Here is a 15,622-nt window from a genome sequence, read left to right as displayed (position 1 = left end):
AAGAAACGATAAAGAATTATGTCGCAAAATCAAGACGAAACTACGCTACAAACGTTTAAGCGATTGTGGACGTATATCCGTGAATACAAGACAGGTTTAGTAGTGGCGGTGATCGCATTGGTCATCAACGCAGCCGCAGATACCTACATGCTTTCGTTGCTGAAACCCCTCCTTGATGAAGGATTTGGTGATGTTGAATCTAATTTCCTAAAAATCCTTCCGCTGATCATTATAGCCATGATGTTGATTCGAGGTTTGTCCGGGTTTGTTTCCACCTACTGTTTGAGCTGGGTATCGGGCAAAGTGGTTATGCACCTTCGAAGAGGCATCTTCAATCATTTCATGCATATGCCAGTCTCGTTTTTTGATAAAGAATCGACGGGTGGGCTACTGTCTCGAATTACCTATGACTCAGAGCAAGTAGCCGGGGCTACGAGCCGCTCGCTGGTCAGCATTGTTCGTGAAGGGGCAAGTATTTTAGGCCTATTGTTCCTGATGTTTTGGAGCAGTTGGCAGCTTTCACTGGTTCTACTGGTTGTAGCGCCGGTTGTCGCCTGGGCAATTCGCTTCGTTTCTAAGCGTTTTCGCAAGATTTCTCATAGTATGCAGACGTCGATGGGTCATATGACTACCTCGGCAGAGCAGATGCTGAAAGGCCATAAAGTGGTGTTGAGTTATGGCGGTCAACAGGTTGAAAAGGCGCGATTTGATGAAATGAGTAATCAAATGCGCCAGCAGACTATGAAGATGGTTGCTGCATCTGCGATTGCGAACCCTGTGATTCAAATGATCGCGTCTCTTGCGCTTGTCGCCGTATTGTATCTAGCGAGCTTTGATGAAGTTCGTGAACAGCTTACCGCAGGTACCTTTACGGTCATTTTCTCTGCTATGTTCTCATTGATGCGTCCACTCAAAGCACTAACTGGTGTGACGGCAGAATTCCAGCGCGGTATGGCAGCGAGTCATACCTTGTTTAGCCTTATGGATCTCGAAGTAGAGCGCGATAATGGCAAGGTCGAAATTGAGAAGGCAAAAGGCGATCTAGCAGTGAAAGACATCACTTTCACGTACGCAGGCACTGAGAAGCCCGCGCTTCGCAACGTGAGTTTTGATTTGCCGGCAGGAAAGACCATTGCGCTAGTGGGACGTTCGGGTTCAGGAAAAAGCACCATCGCTAACTTGTTTACACGCTTTTACGACATTGATAGCGGCAGTATTGAGCTTGATGGTTACAAAATTGAAGACATTAAACTGACCAACCTGCGTAAGCATTTTGCGCTGGTATCGCAAAATGTACACTTGTTCAACGATACCATTGCCAACAATATTGCGTATGCGACAGATGGCCAATTCTCTCGAGAGCAGATTGAGCACGCGGCTAAGTTGGCGCACGCAATGGAGTTTATCAGCAACCTAGATCAAGGTTTGGATACCGTCATTGGTGAGAATGGCGCAAGTCTTTCCGGTGGCCAGCGTCAACGCATTGCGATTGCCAGAGCTCTGCTCCGAGATGCACCTATCTTGATTTTAGATGAAGCAACCTCGGCACTAGACACTGAATCGGAACGTGCTATCCAAGCCGCACTCGATGAGTTACAAAAAGACAAAACAGTATTAGTGATTGCACATCGTCTGTCGACAATTGAAGAAGCGGACGAAATATTAGTCGTCGATGATGGCGAGATCATCGAACGTGGAGATCACAAGACTCTGCTAGATCACCAAGGTGCTTATGCTCAGCTACACAAAATTCAGTTTGGTGAGCACTAGTGATAGAGCAGATCTGGTTTGGTAGACATCCGCTGGGATTGCTGTTGTGGCCTCTGCTGTGGCCACTGAGCAGACTGTATCGCTTTATCTCAGCCAAACGTCGTAAAGCGTATTCATCGGGTGACAAACCAAGCTATCGTTCCCACGTACCTGTGATCGTTGTAGGCAACATTACAGCGGGCGGCAACGGTAAAACTCCGATGGTGGTGTGGCTCGTTGAACAGCTTCTAAATCAGGGTAAAAAACCGGGCGTGGTTTCTCGTGGTTACGGCGGAAAAGCGAGTGCTTACCCGCTACTGGTTACTTCAGACACTGCCGCAAGCGAATGTGGTGACGAGCCTAAGCTTATTTTCGAAAGAACGCAGGTTCCGGTCTGTGTGGATCCGGTTCGAGCCAATGCGGTTAAGCATTTAGAATTACTTGGGGCTGATGTCATCATTACCGATGACGGCTTGCAGCATTATGCCCTCGAGCGAGCTTATGAAATCGTGGTGATTGATGGTGTGAGGCGGTTTGGTAATCAGCAGCCTATTCCACTCGGCCCTCTGAGAGAGCCACTATCTAGGCTTGATGAAGTCAACCTGCTAGTCGTTAATGGTGGGGACGTTGAGGCTAATGAACGCGAAAAGCGATTCACGCTTGCTCCGAATGTGGCGATCAATTTGAACAACGGTCAAACTGCTTCGGTAGAACAACTGGGTACCTTGGCTGCATTTGCCGGGATAGGGCACCCTCCGCGCTTTTTCGACACCTTAAGTCAACTCGGAGCAAACCTTGTAAAAACGCAAGGGTTTGCTGACCACCAAGCGTTTGATGAGACTAAGCTAGCAGAATTTAGTCATGGCGTGGAAAACGTCATTATGACCGAGAAAGATGCGGTAAAATGCCGCTCATTTTCAAAGGATAATTGGTGGTATTTGCCAGTCTCGGCACAGTTTAATCGCCAAGATGGTGAGCAAATACTACAAGAAATCAACAAGGTAATAGAGAGTTATGGATCATAGATTACTTGAGATCGTCGCATGCCCAGTATGCAAAGGAAAGCTAACCTTCGATAAAGATAAACAAGAGCTTATTTGTAAGCTAGACCGCCTTGCTTACCCTATCAAAGAGGGTATTCCGGTGTTACTCGAACCTGAAGCGCGCCAAATGAGCATGGAAGAGGGTCGCTAAATGGCATTCACGGTTATCATTCCTGCTCGTTACAACTCATCGCGTCTGCCGGGCAAGCCTTTGGCTGACATCGGTGGTAAACCTATGGTGCAACACGTCTATGAGCGCGCGAAACAATCGGGCGCAGAGCGTGTTGTCGTTGCTACGGACGATGTGCGTGTTGAAGCGGCAGTGCAAGCCTTTGGTGGTGAAGTGTGCATGACGTCACCCGATCATGAATCAGGTACAGAGCGCTTGGCCGAAGTGGTTAAGCTGATGGGTATCGATGATGATCACACCATTGTTAATGTACAAGGGGATGAGCCGTTGATTCCAGCGAGCATCATTGCTCAGGTAGCGGAAAATCTTCAATCAAGCCAAGCTCCAATGGCGACACTTGGCGTGGCGATTGAGCATGAAGCCGAAGTGTTCAATCCAAACGCAGTTAAAGTGGTCACGGATCAAAATGGATTTGCGCTCTATTTTAGCCGAGCTACTATCCCATGGGATCGTGATGCGTACGCAAATGAACCTAAATTAGCGGCCAAGCAACCCTTGATGCGCCACATTGGTATCTATGCTTACCGAGCGGGCTTTATTAATACGTATATTAATTGGGCACCTAGCGCACTTGAGAAAATTGAGTCATTAGAGCAGCTAAGAGTGCTTTGGTATGGCGAGCGTATACACGTGGCGCTTGCTATCGACGCACCACCTGCGGGTGTTGATACCCCTGAAGATCTCGAGCAAGTTCGAGCGTTACTGGCCAACTAATTTCTAACCACCGACCACTTAGGTCGGTGGTTTTGTTTTGGGCTCTGTTTGTTAAAAGCTCTGTTTTTTAAAACAAGTCTGTCGCCGGAATTTCACGCCACTCTCCGGGCTGAAGGGCGTCTAGCGCATACTTACCCATACTAGCGCGAATCAAGCGCAACGTCGGAAAGCCAATGTTGGCTGTCATACGGCGCACCTGACGGTTTCGTCCTTCGATAATGGTAATACTCAACCAGGTCGTTGGAATATTGGCACGAAAGCGCACAGGAGGCTCTCTGTCCCATACGCTCGGCTCTTGCATGCGCTCAATTTTGGCGGGCAATGTCGGGCCATCTTTGAGTTCGACGCCATTGCGCAGTTTATCTAAATCAGACTCTGTTGGTTCGCCATCAACTTGAACCCAGTATGTCTTTTCTGACTTCGATTGGGGCTGAGTGAGTCTAGCCTGTAACACGCCGTCATTGGTAAGCACCATTAGACCTTCGCTATCGCGATCGAGTCGACCGGCTGCGTAGACATCTTTGATTGGGATATAGTCTGCCAGCGTTTTTCTTCCCTCTCCGTCGGTGAACTGGCTCAGCGTATCGTAGGGCTTATTAAACAAAATGACTTTGCGATCGCCTGGCGCCGGGCGCTTTTTCTCTGGTTTTGAAGTAACTCCAGGCTTACGTCTTCTGGTCTGTCCAGTTTTCTGGTGTTTTTGTTGGCTTTTTTGTTTGAATTGACCTGATGATGAGCGATTGGGGCGAGGGGAACCTTTACGCGCTGTTTTAATTGTCATGTTAACTACCTTGCAAAAATGTAAACAAACTGTGTGGTTTAGTTTTGTCTACGAGTGTTTTGAGCTATCATGAGCGCGCTCAAAAACAGGAATAACGCACAAGATAATAGACTAATTGACCAATTTTGTTTAATTATAAGTGCTTAGGATTTCGTTCGACTGAGTAAATTTACACCAAATCCTTGGGTTTTCATCTGAAACTGTCTTAGATTTGCCCGCAGTTTGGTGTCCAGTCGCAACGTTTACGCTATCTAAAAGATGGCGTTAATTGATAAGGGTGCTCAGCCCGATTAGAACGATAGGGAAATTTCATGCCTACAGAAAAGCCGACAATCATCTATACCATTACTGATGAAGCGCCAGCGCTGGCAACATATTCATTGCTACCGATCATTCAGTCTTTCACCGCGTCTTCAGGTATTGATGTTGATACACGAGATATTTCACTAGCAGGGCGTATCATTGCTAACTTCCCTGACTACCTAAAAGAAGAGCAGCGCATCGGTGATGCATTGACCGAGCTCGGTGAATTGGCGAAAACGCCAGAAGCAAACATCATTAAACTTCCAAACATTTCTGCTTCAATTCCTCAGCTACAAGCGGCTATCAAAGAGCTGCAAGCGAATGGTTATGCTCTTCCAAATTATCCAGAAGAACCTGCGAATGCAGAGCAAGAAGCGGTAAAAGCGACATACGACAAAATTAAAGGCAGTGCAGTAAACCCAGTGTTGCGTGAAGGTAACTCTGACCGTCGTGCTCCTTTGTCTGTTAAGAATTACGCGAAGAAAAACCCACACTCAATGGGGGCGTGGTCTAAAGATTCTAAGTCACACGTTTCTAGCATGTCTGGTAATGACTTCTTTGGCAGCGAGAAATCGGTGACAACAGAAAGCGCAACAGACGTGCAGATCCGATTCACATCGGCGTCAGGCGAAACTAAAGTTCTTAAAGACAAAGTTGCGCTCCAAGCAGGTGAAATCATTGATGCGTCAGTGATGAACAAAAACGCACTGGTTACTTTCTTCGAAGAGCAGATTGAAGAAGCGAAGAAGCAAGATGTATTGTTGTCGCTGCACATGAAAGCGACCATGATGAAGGTCTCTGACCCGGTTATCTTTGGTCATGCAGTAAAAGTTTACTACAAAACTGTCTTTGACAAATACGCTGCGCTGTTTGATGAACTAGGTGTAGACGTTAACAACGGTATTGGTGACGTATACGCGAAAATTGCTTCGCTACCAGCGGCGCAAAAAGGCGAAATTGAAGCTGATCTAGCGGCCGTGTACGAGACGCAACCACCACTTGCGATGGTTGATTCTGACCGTGGTATCACTAACCTGCACGTACCAAGCGACATCATTGTTGATGCGTCTATGCCAGCAATGCTGCGCTCTTCTGGTCAAATGTGGGGACCAGACGGTAAGCAAAAAGACACTAAAGCAATGATCCCTGATCGCAGCTACGCGAGCATCTATCAAGCTGTGATTGATTTTTGTAAGCAGCACGGTGCATTTGATCCGACGACAATGGGCAGCGTGCCTAACGTCGGTCTGATGGCGCAAAAAGCTGAAGAGTATGGTTCACACGATAAGACATTTATCTTGGATGCTGACGGTACGGTCTCAGTTGTTGACGCTGAAGGCAATGTGCTTATTGAGCAGCAGGTTGAGGAAGGTGATATCTTCCGTATGTGTCAGGTGAAAGATGCGCCAATTCAAGATTGGGTGAAATTGGCAGTGACTCGTGCACGTGCCTCTAGCACACCAGCTGTATTTTGGTTGGATGAAAACCGTGCACACGATGCTGAGCTTATTAAGAAGGTTAACCAGTACCTACCTGAGTACGACACCGCTGGCCTTGAAATTCATATCAAGTCGCCATTAGAAGCTACGCTATTCTCGCTAGAGCGCATCAAAGAAGGTCTAGATACTATTTCTGTCACAGGTAACGTACTTCGTGATTACCTGACGGATCTATTTCCGATTCTTGAGCTTGGTACTTCTGCGAAGATGCTGTCTATCGTACCGCTTATGAACGGCGGCGGTCTATTTGAAACTGGTGCTGGTGGTTCCGCTCCTAAGCACGTTCAACAGGTTCAAAAAGAAAACCACCTACGTTGGGATTCTTTAGGTGAATTCTTGGCTCTTGCTGCTTCTCTGGAGCATCTAGCGGTTGTTTCTGGTAAAGAGAAAGCGAATGTACTGGCGAAAGCACTGGATGCTGCGACAGGCAAGTTCCTAGATAACAACAAGTCGCCATCGCGCAAAGTGGGTGAGCTTGATAACCGCGGTTCTCACTACTACCTAGCGCTATACTGGGCTCAGGCTCTAGCAGTGCAAACTGAAGATGCAGCATTGGCAGAAGAGTTCGCTCCAATTGCAGAGCAGTTGGCATCCAATGAGAGCATCATCGTATCTGAGCTAAACAATGCTCAAGGTGTGGCAGGTGACCTTGGTGGCTACTATCAGCCAAGTGACGCGAAAGCTTCTACGTTGATGCGCCCAAGCGCAACGCTAAATAGCATCATTGGCTAATAGCATTTAGATATAAAAAAACCACCTAGCGGTGGTTTTTTTATATCTTACGGTCAGTATTTTCGGGTAATTCGTATTGATTAGTAAATGACAACTACTTCGCTAGATCACCTTCTACCGGTGTTACTACGCTGGCATGATAGCCCTTTGGACCTTCTTCTACTTCGTAGTTCACTTGCTGGCCAGCCTTTAGAGTGCGGTAGCCGTCCATTTTGATTGTCGAGTAGTGAGCAAAAATGTCGCCGTCTTCACCTTCTGGACAAATAAAGCCAAATCCTTTGGCATTGTTAAACCATTTTACTGTACCTATCGCCATGCTATACATCCCTCATGCATTTTGTAACTGAAGTTGCGGTAGAAGATACTGACCGTTGGTAAATCTACTTACTTCATTGAGACTATTTGTTGTGAACCTACGTACCTTAAACTGAGGACTTTCCAACTTTGTCATCCTCATGAGAGAGCGGAGAGCTCAAACAGAGGCATGTGGTTGTGAGAAAATTCCCATTCCCTGGGGCATAGTGATTCATAACTTGTTAAATTTTAGTCACTAGTTAACCACTCTAGTCAAACATTGAGCGTAGTCAATAGGAAAAAGGCATAAATAACTACATATTCTATACATATGCGCTTTGGTTTTAACAAATGTGCAATGGAAAGCTTTTGTTTACATGCTCTTAATGTATGCTAGGCAAAAGGAGGAATAAGTTTTTTCAACTTGGCTCATATGTGACACACTCTAATAGCATTGTTTTGTTTGCAGCGATACAATTGGTGCATTAGTCTCTTTATAAGAGATGTTTTTCGAGTGACAGACACCGAGAGCACGTTAGCTCTAGCTAAGCCTCCTTTGACTGACACAGTGTTTTGACTTTTAAAGAAAACTCTCAAACATTTGGCCATGAGTAAAAATTTTGAATGGGTGACTCCAGACTCAGACTTATTGGAGAAAGAAAAAACTAAGGTTGAGCCACCGGCGTTGTACAACGTTATCCTCAATAACGATGATTACACTCCGATGGACTTTGTTGTAGAAATCTTGGAACGCTTTTTTTCACTCAACGAAGATAGAGCAACGCAGGTGATGTTGGCTGTGCACTACGAAGGCAAAGCTGTTTGTGGCACATTCACCGCCGAAGTTGCTGAAACGAAAGTTGCTCAAGTGACCATGTATTCAAGGGAACATGAACACCCACTATTGTGTACCATGGAAAAAGCCTAATTTTCGCTTGAATGGCGTTTGCCATTCCTTAGGAGGTACTTATGCTGAACAAAGAACTAGAATCGAGTCTGAACGGCGCATTCGCTCGTGCCCGTGACAAAAGACATGAATTCATGACCGTAGAGCATCTCCTTTTAGCTTTGTTGGAAAATGACTCGGCTAAAGAGGCCCTTACTGCTTGTAACGCTAATCTTGAAACGCTGCGCAATGAGCTTGATATTTTCATCGACCAAACGACGCCGCTTATTCCCGACTCTGACGACACACGTGAAACTCAACCTACGTTGAGTTTCCAACGAGTGCTTCAGCGCGCTGTTTTCCATGTTCAGTCTTCTGGCCGCAGTGAAGTCACTGGTGCTAACGTGCTTGTTGCTATTTTCAGTGAACAAGAATCTCATGCCGCTTACCTCCTCAAAAAGAACGACATTAGCCGCCTAGATATCGTTAACTTTATTTCCCATGGCATTACTAAAAATGCAGGGCCTTCAGGTGATGAACCGTCAAGTGGTTCACTAGGTGGAAGCAGCGAGAGCATTGAAGAAGCGAATGGTGAAGACCGTTTAGAAAGCTTTGCGACTAACCTTAACCAAGTTGCGAAAGCCGGTAACATCGACCCGCTAATCGGTCGTGATAAAGAGCTTGAGAGAACCATTCAAGTACTTTGCCGTCGCCGCAAAAACAATCCACTGCTAGTTGGCGAAGCTGGCGTCGGTAAAACGGCCATCGCTGAAGGCTTGGCGTGGAGAATTGTTGAAGGCCAGGTGCCAGAAGTTATTAGCAATAGCATAATTTACTCGCTTGATATCGGCTCACTGCTAGCGGGTACTAAGTATCGTGGTGACTTCGAGAAACGCTTTAAAACGATTCTTAAGCAACTTGAAAAAGAAGATGACGCCATCCTGTTTATCGATGAAATCCATACCATCATCGGTGCGGGTGCCGCTTCCGGTGGCCAAGTAGACGCCGCTAACCTTATCAAGCCGCTATTGAGCAGCGGTAAGCTTCGCTGTATTGGTTCAACAACCTACCAAGAGTACAGCAACATCTTTGATAAAGAGCGTGCGCTGTCTCGTCGATTCCAAAAAATCGACGTGGTTGAGCCATCTCTTGATGACACGACGAAGATCCTTATGGGTCTGAAACCGAAATACGAAGAACATCACGAAGTCCGCTATACCAATAAAGCACTTCGTGCGGCGGTTGAGCTATCGGCTAAATACATCAATGAGCGTCACTTGCCAGATAAAGCTATTGACGTGATTGATGAAGCGGGCGCACGCAGCCGATTGGTACCAGCAAGCCGCCGTAAGAAAACGGTAGGTGTTGCCGATATCGAAGCTATGGTGGCTAAGATGGCTCGTATCCCAGAAAAATCTGTCTCATCGTCTGATAAAGATATTCTTCAGAACCTTGATGAGAAGATGAAGATGCTGGTGTTTGGTCAAGACCAAGCCATTGATGTCTTGTCTGAGGCTATCAAGATGACTCGTGCAGGTCTCGGCAATGATGATAGGCCTGTTGGTTCTTTCTTGTTTGCAGGTCCTACCGGTGTCGGTAAGACGGAGGTTACGGTTCAGCTATCGAAACTGCTTGGTATTGAGCTTCTTCGTTTTGATATGTCCGAATACGGTGAGCGCCACTCGGTCAGTCGCCTAATTGGTGCGCCTCCAGGTTACGTAGGGTATGACCAGGGTGGTCTGCTTACTGATGCTGTGATTAAGCATCCTCATTCCGTGGTTCTTCTTGATGAAATTGAGAAAGCACACCCAGATATCTTTAACTTGCTCCTACAGGTTATGGATAACGGTACGTTAACGGACAACAACGGCCGTAAAGCCGATTTCCGCAATGTTATCCTAGTCATGACCAGTAACGCTGGTGTGACAGAAACTGAGAAGAAATCGATCGGCCTGATCCAACAAGATCACAAGCCGGATGCGATGGGCGCTATCAAGCGTGTGTTCACGCCAGAGTTCCGCAACCGTCTTGACGGAATTATCTGGTTCAATAGCCTAGATGATGTTGTTATCCACCAAGTGGTTGATAAGTTCATTGTGGAGCTTCAAGCTCAGCTTGATACGCGTGGCGTATCGCTGGAGGTTTCTGATGAGGCGCGTGATTGGCTTGCGGTTAAGGGTTATGACAAAACCATGGGTGCACGTCCAATGGGTCGCGTTATTCAAGACAAGCTTAAGAAGCCACTGGCCAACGAGCTTCTGTTTGGTAGTCTGGTTGACGGTGGGACGGTAAGCGTATCGCTTAAAGATGATGATCTCGTGTTCGACTACGTCGGAGCGAAAGAAGCAGCTGAAGTTCATCACTGATAGGCTTTAGATATCCATAAAAACGTGCGAGTAATCGCACGTTTTTTTTTGCTCTACGGTTTAGCTAACTCTATATAATATTTATAGTTTTTTAGCTAAGTGGATTTATGATATTCAATAGTGTAGTGAAAAGACAAATATGGGCTGCTCTGGGGCTTTTGGTAAGTATTCTGGGGTGCACAGAGAATACTATCGACGTCGAGACCTCTCAGCTTCGGTTTGAAAAGGTCATTAATAAAGTCGTTGATGGTGATGCAAACAATCTGCATAGTTTGTTGGTGTGGCAAGATGGCAAGCGTGTGTTTGAACTCTATCGCCAGGGTTCCGGTCAAGATGGGATGAGAATTACATCGCGCGTGCCTGTTGGAATAAATGAAGTACATAACCTTCATTCGGTCACTAAATCGTTTGTCGCTACGTTGGTGTTTATTGCCATCGATGAGGGCAAAATTGGTAGCCTGAATGATTCAGTATTTGGTTACTTTCCCGATTATCAGCAACCAGACAGGGTAGCTAAAGAAAAAATCACCATCAAAAACATGCTCGATATGTCTACAGGGTATGCGTTGAATGAGCTGAGTGTCCCTTACACTAGTTATGCGAATCCTAATCGCCGGCACGTTAATGCCAAAGATCTCCGCAAAGTGTTCCTAAACGAGAGGCTAGCCTTTGAGCCTGGTAGTAAGTTTGTCTATAGTGGGATGTCCACTGTTGGGCTTTCAAAGGTCATTGAAGCTGTTTATGACATGCCTTTTGCGAAGGTCATGAAAGAAAAATTGTTTAATCCGTTAGGAATTACAGATTACCAATGGATACCTCAATATGGCAGTGGTGAGCCGGGTGCCGATTGGGGGTTGAGATTAAGCTCGCGAGATATGGAAAAGTTTGGTCGTATGTGGCTGAATAAAGGGATGTTTAATGACCAGCAGATTGTCGCCAAACATTGGTTGCGTGAGGTTCGTAAAAGTGAATTTCCGGGCTACAAAACCAGCTACGGAATGCATTTTTGGCACTTAAATGAAGCCAGTAATGCTCTTGCCGCATTTGGTCATGGAGAGCAGTATATTGTCGTGCTGCCGCAAAAGAATGCTGTGATTGTCACCACAGCGGGCAATTACCATATACAAGGACAACCCACGCTAGAGTTGGTGACGGAAATCGCCAACAACCTCTAGACCCTGAACTCAGACAAAGCGCAATAAAAAACGGAGCGACAGGCTCCGTTTTTTATTGCATTCGGCAATCGTAGATTAACGAGCGCGGAAGACGATGCGGCCTTTAGACAGGTCGTATGGAGTCATCTCTACAGTTACTTTGTCACCAGTAAGGATACGGATGTAGTTTTTGCGCATCTTACCAGAGATGTGTGCAGTTACTACGTGACCGTTTTCTAGTTCAACACGGAACATTGTGTTTGGTAGAGTATCAAGGACAGTGCCTTGCATCTCAATTACGTCTTCTTTAGCCATTTAATCCTCTTTCGAAATGTGGCGCTTTTAACGGCGCGCATTGTGCCGTTAAAATCTTAATAAGTAAAGTTGCGGTGTATTCTACCCTTGCCAACGCTGATTTACTAGCCTTTGATGACGTCCAAAGCGGGTTTTGTAGTTCATCGCTGCACAATCATCGATTTGATAACCGAGATAAAGCCACTGCTTTTGATATTGCTGACAGTAATCAAGCTGACACAGTACGGCGAAGGTACCTAGCGAGAGTGCATAATCTGGGTCAAAAAAGGTATAGAAAGCACTCGCGCTATTGTCTAGAACATCGGTAATTGCGATTGCAATCAAGGTATCGCCATCAAAGATGTGTAGGTAGTGCATGGTTAGCCATTGGCACTGCGCAAAATCAAAAAACTCCGTTTCTCGAGGTGGGTACATCGATCCGCTTGAGTGTCGTGCTTCAATGTACTTAGTGTAAAGCGAGAACCAATTCTCATCGAGCTCTGTTCGTATTTCCCAGCGTAGATGCTTGCCTTTAGAACGCAAGCGCTTTTGGCTTTGCGTTGGTTTAAAGTCGGGTACTGAGACACGCAGAGCTTGGCATGCCTGACATGTGTCGCACTGTGGTTTGTACAAGGTATTACCGCTGCGACGAAACCCATTAGCGAGCAGCATTTCGAAATTGTCTCTGTTGTGCATCTCTTTCTCAAGCACGATAGCGACCCGCTCTTCCTTGGATTTAATGTAACTGCAAGGCTGTTTGCGGCTAAGCCCAATTCGGATTTGTTGCACGGCCATTGTCATTGATTCTCACCTCCGTCTAAAGCCAATGATAGCGTTTGCGGTGAAAAACAGGAAAGTTCCAAGGCAGATTGTTGATGTTGCTGCAAACGTGATAGGAAGTCATCGCGACTCATTTCTATCGCGCCGAGGGACTCCAAATGCGGGTTCATAACTTGGCAGTCAATCAGCTTCCCTCCTGACTGGGTAAAATGATGGCAGAAGTACCATAGGGCGATCTTTGACGCATTGGGGGCAAGGGAGAACATGGATTCACCACAGAAAACTTGGCCAATTGAAAGTCCATATAGTCCGCCTATGAGTTCGTCGTCTCGCCATACCTCTACAGAGTGGCAATAGCCCATCTTGGCCAGTTGGATATAGGCAGCGCGCATGTCAGCGTTGAGCCATGTTTCCTCAAGTGGACGGGTGCTTGAGCAATAACCAATAACTGCTTGAGTTCTGTGATTGATAGTGACGCGATACTGGTGCTTGCGTTGAAACTTTTTAAGGCTTTTTGATGGCTTGTAGATTTGAGGTTCAAATACAGCGCGCGGAGACGGGCTCCACCAAAGAAGTGGCTCATTGGGTCCAAACCACGGAAATACACCATGCTTATAAGCACTGATTAGACGCTCTGGACGCAAATCACCGCCAAAGGCAAGCAGTCCGTTGGGTTCCTCTAATGCTTCATATGGAGAGGGGAAGCTTAAGTCTTCTACATCCAACTCTGGAAGATAAATGGTCATACGAAAGTGGCTCTGTGTTCTCGGTTTTTGCGGTGTACTAGTTAACTAGTATTTGTTTGGTTGTTTTTTGACCCGCAATGGCATGATTAGGGGTAGCGCTTGGTCACTATTTTCGATAGTCTGCCAGTACGAAGAATTATAGAGGATACTTCACGTTAGGATCGAAGTATCGACAAAGGATTAAACACCCCAATGGAAAGCTTAACATTACAACCTATTCAGAAAGTATCGGGAACCGTTAATCTTCCTGGTTCGAAAAGCGTTTCCAACCGTGCCTTGCTTCTTGCAGCACTCGCTGAGGGCACGACAACACTGACTAACTTACTTGATAGTGATGACATTCGTCATATGCTTAACGCGCTTACTCAACTTGGCGTTGAGTATCAGTTATCTGACGACAAAACTCAATGTGTGGTCAAAGGTTTAGGTAAGGCGTTTACCGTAGATGCAGCGACTGAGTTGTTTTTAGGTAATGCGGGAACCGCTATGCGTCCGCTCGCTGCTGCGCTTTGTCTAGGTCAAGGTGAGTTTGTACTCACTGGCGAGCCTCGCATGAAAGAGCGACCAATTGGTCATCTTGTCGATGCACTTGTCGAAGCGGGCGCGGATATTACCTATCTTGAAAACGAGCACTACCCACCATTAAAAATTAACGGCACCGGCTTGAAAGGTGGTCACGTTAAAATCGATGGTTCAATCTCAAGCCAGTTCCTGACAGCTTTTTTGATGTCGGCGCCTCTTGCGAAAGCGGATGTGACGATTGAGATTGTTGGTGACTTAGTGTCTAAGCCATACATTGATATTACTCTGCACATCATGAAGCAGTTTGGCGTTGAAGTTGAAAACCAAAACTATCAGCAATTTGTTGTGAAAAGTGGTCAACAATACCGCTCACCGGGTCAGTTCTTGGTGGAAGGTGATGCATCATCGGCCTCTTACTTTCTTGCTGCTGCGGCAATCAAAGGCGGTGAAATTAAAGTCACAGGCATTGGTAAAAACAGCATCCAAGGTGATATTCACTTCGCTGACGCGCTGGAGAAAATGGGCGCAGACATTGAGTGGGGTGATGATTACATTTTGTGCCGTAAAGGTGAGTTAGTCGGCATTGATATGGACTATAACCATATCCCTGATGCTGCGATGACTATAGCGACAACAGCGCTATTTGCAAAAGGCACCACGGCGATTCGTAATGTTTACAACTGGCGCGTAAAAGAAACCGATCGACTCGCTGCGATGGCGACAGAACTACGTAAAGTAGGTGCCAAAGTCGAAGAAGGGGAAGACTATATTATTGTCGAACCAACATCGGTTCTTAAACACGCAGCCATTGATACTTATGATGATCACCGTATGGCGATGTGTTTCTCGCTGGTCGCATTGAGCGATACACCGGTGACGATCAATGACCCTAAATGTACGTCAAAAACCTTCCCGGATTACTTTGACAAACTAGCCGGACTTAGCCAGTAATTTTTAAAGCGCCTTATCGAAAGATAGGGCGCTTTGATTTTTGAAAACCTAGATTTTGAAGACCTAGATTTTGAAGACGTTGTTTTCAAAGACGTAGCTTTCAAAGAATTCGTTTTTACAGATTTCGACAATTATTTGAGCGTGAACTCTTTAGAAAGGTGGTGAGCTAGGTATTTGAACATATTAAAAACTGCGGTCGTTTTTTCTGTCGGTAAACCATTGTCATCCAAAAAATAGTTACCTTTAAAGACCAACACTCCGTCTTTCTCTTCCACGCTATCTGCGCGCATGCCATCTAGGTAGTCGTCATGCTCTTGGATGACTTGGTTGGCAATTAACAATAGGTCGAATGGCGAGATAGGCGTTTTTTGTGACATATTGATGTCCTCTATATATATGGCTTTGCCGTAGTGTATGAGCGACAGCACATTTTGCAAGGGTAAATATCTCAGCTATAGTTAGCAGCAATTTGTGATTTGCGACAAACTTTGCTTAATGTTGCTGGTCAAGCTGGGTAAATGAAGTTTAATATTGCGCCATTTTTCAAATAGCGAGCCTGTTTCGATCGGACATTTGTCGACCAATTAGCTTCTGATTGTAAAAAAACAGGTTGATCTT

General features: G+C 46.0%; 15 protein-coding genes. 9 read left to right on the top strand and 6 right to left on the bottom strand.

Going from position 1 to position 15,622, the window contains the following annotated elements; translation table 11 throughout:
* Window positions 1–18 precede the first annotated feature (18 nt).
* From msbA to kdsB, 4 genes are read left to right on the top strand one after another with little or no spacing between them, the layout of a single operon-like run.
* Entirely contained in the window at window positions 19–1,770 is a 1,752-nt protein-coding gene (msbA, locus tag ACVA6Q_RS13510; RefSeq protein ID WP_446647855.1) for a lipid A ABC transporter ATP-binding protein/permease MsbA, read from the top strand.
* Entirely contained in the window at window positions 1,770–2,774 is a 1,005-nt protein-coding gene (gene lpxK, locus ACVA6Q_RS13505) for a tetraacyldisaccharide 4'-kinase (RefSeq protein WP_353496616.1), read from the top strand. The genes msbA and lpxK overlap by 1 nt, the downstream gene beginning before the upstream one ends.
* On the top strand, window positions 2,764–2,943 hold the full coding sequence (locus ACVA6Q_RS13500; RefSeq protein ID WP_006075338.1) for a Trm112 family protein: 180 nt from the start codon (window positions 2,764–2,766) through the stop codon (window positions 2,941–2,943). Before lpxK ends, ACVA6Q_RS13500 begins: the two co-directional genes overlap by 11 nt.
* A complete protein-coding gene (gene kdsB, locus ACVA6Q_RS13495; RefSeq protein WP_446647854.1) occupies window positions 2,944–3,696 on the top strand; it encodes a 3-deoxy-manno-octulosonate cytidylyltransferase in 753 nt (250 codons plus the stop codon).
* 67 nt (window positions 3,697–3,763) lie between these two features.
* Here kdsB and ACVA6Q_RS13490 read toward each other — a convergent pair whose 3' ends face one another.
* Complete coding sequence (locus ACVA6Q_RS13490) at window positions 3,764–4,477, bottom strand: pseudouridine synthase (RefSeq protein ID WP_446647853.1); 714 nt, start codon at window positions 4,475–4,477, stop codon at window positions 3,764–3,766.
* A gap of 311 nt (window positions 4,478–4,788) precedes the next feature.
* Between ACVA6Q_RS13490 and ACVA6Q_RS13485 the strand changes: the two genes are divergently transcribed.
* Window positions 4,789–7,011 (top strand): NADP-dependent isocitrate dehydrogenase, encoded by a 2,223-nt coding sequence (locus tag ACVA6Q_RS13485; protein ID WP_446647852.1) that lies wholly within the window; start codon window positions 4,789–4,791, stop codon window positions 7,009–7,011.
* Between the two features lie 94 nt (window positions 7,012–7,105).
* Here ACVA6Q_RS13485 and cspD read toward each other — a convergent pair whose 3' ends face one another.
* On the bottom strand, window positions 7,106–7,327 hold the full coding sequence (gene cspD / locus ACVA6Q_RS13480) for a cold shock domain-containing protein CspD (protein WP_162631321.1): 222 nt from the start codon (window positions 7,325–7,327) through the stop codon (window positions 7,106–7,108).
* A gap of 585 nt (window positions 7,328–7,912) precedes the next feature.
* Here cspD and clpS point away from each other — a divergent pair.
* The 3 genes from clpS to ACVA6Q_RS13465 all read left to right on the top strand — a co-directional run bounded on the left by clpS (window position 7,913) and on the right by ACVA6Q_RS13465 (window position 11,732).
* Window positions 7,913–8,233 carry an ATP-dependent Clp protease adapter ClpS gene (gene clpS, locus ACVA6Q_RS13475; RefSeq protein WP_042501817.1) on the top strand — a complete coding sequence of 107 codons (321 nt, stop codon included), beginning with the start codon at window positions 7,913–7,915 and terminating at the stop codon, window positions 8,231–8,233.
* Between the two features lie 41 nt (window positions 8,234–8,274).
* On the top strand, window positions 8,275–10,557 hold the full coding sequence (gene clpA, locus ACVA6Q_RS13470) for an ATP-dependent Clp protease ATP-binding subunit ClpA (protein ID WP_446647851.1): 2,283 nt from the start codon (window positions 8,275–8,277) through the stop codon (window positions 10,555–10,557).
* Between the two features lie 107 nt (window positions 10,558–10,664).
* Window positions 10,665–11,732, top strand: coding sequence for a serine hydrolase domain-containing protein (locus ACVA6Q_RS13465; RefSeq protein ID WP_446647850.1), 1,068 nt, complete (start codon window positions 10,665–10,667; stop codon window positions 11,730–11,732).
* Window positions 11,733–11,807: 75 nt separating this feature from the next.
* Here ACVA6Q_RS13465 and infA read toward each other — a convergent pair whose 3' ends face one another.
* From infA to aat, 3 genes are all read right to left on the bottom strand, one after another.
* Entirely contained in the window at window positions 11,808–12,026 is a 219-nt protein-coding gene (infA, locus tag ACVA6Q_RS13460; protein ID WP_001040192.1) for a translation initiation factor IF-1, read from the bottom strand.
* An 81-nt stretch (window positions 12,027–12,107) separates the two neighbouring features.
* A complete protein-coding gene (locus tag ACVA6Q_RS13455; protein ID WP_446647849.1) occupies window positions 12,108–12,806 on the bottom strand; it encodes an arginyltransferase in 699 nt (232 codons plus the stop codon).
* Entirely contained in the window at window positions 12,803–13,531 is a 729-nt protein-coding gene (aat, locus tag ACVA6Q_RS13450) for a leucyl/phenylalanyl-tRNA--protein transferase (protein ID WP_446647848.1), read from the bottom strand. Before aat ends, ACVA6Q_RS13455 begins: the two co-directional genes overlap by 4 nt.
* 192 nt (window positions 13,532–13,723) lie before the next feature.
* Between aat and aroA the strand changes: the two genes are divergently transcribed.
* Window positions 13,724–15,004, top strand: coding sequence for a 3-phosphoshikimate 1-carboxyvinyltransferase (gene aroA, locus ACVA6Q_RS13445; RefSeq protein WP_446647847.1), 1,281 nt, complete (start codon window positions 13,724–13,726; stop codon window positions 15,002–15,004).
* A 131-nt stretch (window positions 15,005–15,135) separates the two neighbouring features.
* Here the strand turns inward: aroA and ACVA6Q_RS13440 are convergent, their stop codons facing one another.
* The gene (locus ACVA6Q_RS13440) at window positions 15,136–15,381 is read right to left on the bottom strand and encodes a YciN family protein (RefSeq protein WP_112460458.1); all 246 of its coding nucleotides are present in this window, start codon (window positions 15,379–15,381) and stop codon (window positions 15,136–15,138) included.
* Window positions 15,382–15,622: the final 241 nt, after the last annotated feature.

The organism is Vibrio sp. DNB22_10_4 (assembly GCF_052879755.1).
This window is presented reverse-complemented; position numbering and strand designations above follow the sequence as displayed.

Bases quoted from the DNA above. Each gene is read 5' to 3' on its own strand.
- msbA (WP_446647855.1), top strand. From the start codon at position 19: ATGTCGCAAAATCAAGACGAAACTACGCTACAAACGTTTAAGCGATTG.
- ACVA6Q_RS13500 (WP_006075338.1), top strand. From the start codon at position 2,764: ATGGATCATAGATTACTTGAGATCGTCGCATGCCCAGTATGCAAAGGA.
- kdsB (WP_446647854.1), top strand. From the start codon at position 2,944: ATGGCATTCACGGTTATCATTCCTGCTCGTTACAACTCATCGCGTCTG.
- ACVA6Q_RS13490 (WP_446647853.1), bottom strand. From the start codon at position 4,477: ATGACAATTAAAACAGCGCGTAAAGGTTCCCCTCGCCCCAATCGCTCA.
- ACVA6Q_RS13485 (WP_446647852.1), top strand. From the start codon at position 4,789: ATGCCTACAGAAAAGCCGACAATCATCTATACCATTACTGATGAAGCG.
- cspD (WP_162631321.1), bottom strand. From the start codon at position 7,327: ATGGCGATAGGTACAGTAAAATGGTTTAACAATGCCAAAGGATTTGGC.
- clpS (WP_042501817.1), top strand. From the start codon at position 7,913: ATGAGTAAAAATTTTGAATGGGTGACTCCAGACTCAGACTTATTGGAG.
- clpA (WP_446647851.1), top strand. From the start codon at position 8,275: ATGCTGAACAAAGAACTAGAATCGAGTCTGAACGGCGCATTCGCTCGT.
- ACVA6Q_RS13465 (WP_446647850.1), top strand. From the start codon at position 10,665: ATGATATTCAATAGTGTAGTGAAAAGACAAATATGGGCTGCTCTGGGG.
- infA (WP_001040192.1), bottom strand. From the start codon at position 12,026: ATGGCTAAAGAAGACGTAATTGAGATGCAAGGCACTGTCCTTGATACT.
- ACVA6Q_RS13455 (WP_446647849.1), bottom strand. From the start codon at position 12,806: ATGACAATGGCCGTGCAACAAATCCGAATTGGGCTTAGCCGCAAACAG.
- aat (WP_446647848.1), bottom strand. From the start codon at position 13,531: ATGACCATTTATCTTCCAGAGTTGGATGTAGAAGACTTAAGCTTCCCC.
- aroA (WP_446647847.1), top strand. From the start codon at position 13,724: ATGGAAAGCTTAACATTACAACCTATTCAGAAAGTATCGGGAACCGTT.
- ACVA6Q_RS13440 (WP_112460458.1), bottom strand. From the start codon at position 15,381: ATGTCACAAAAAACGCCTATCTCGCCATTCGACCTATTGTTAATTGCC.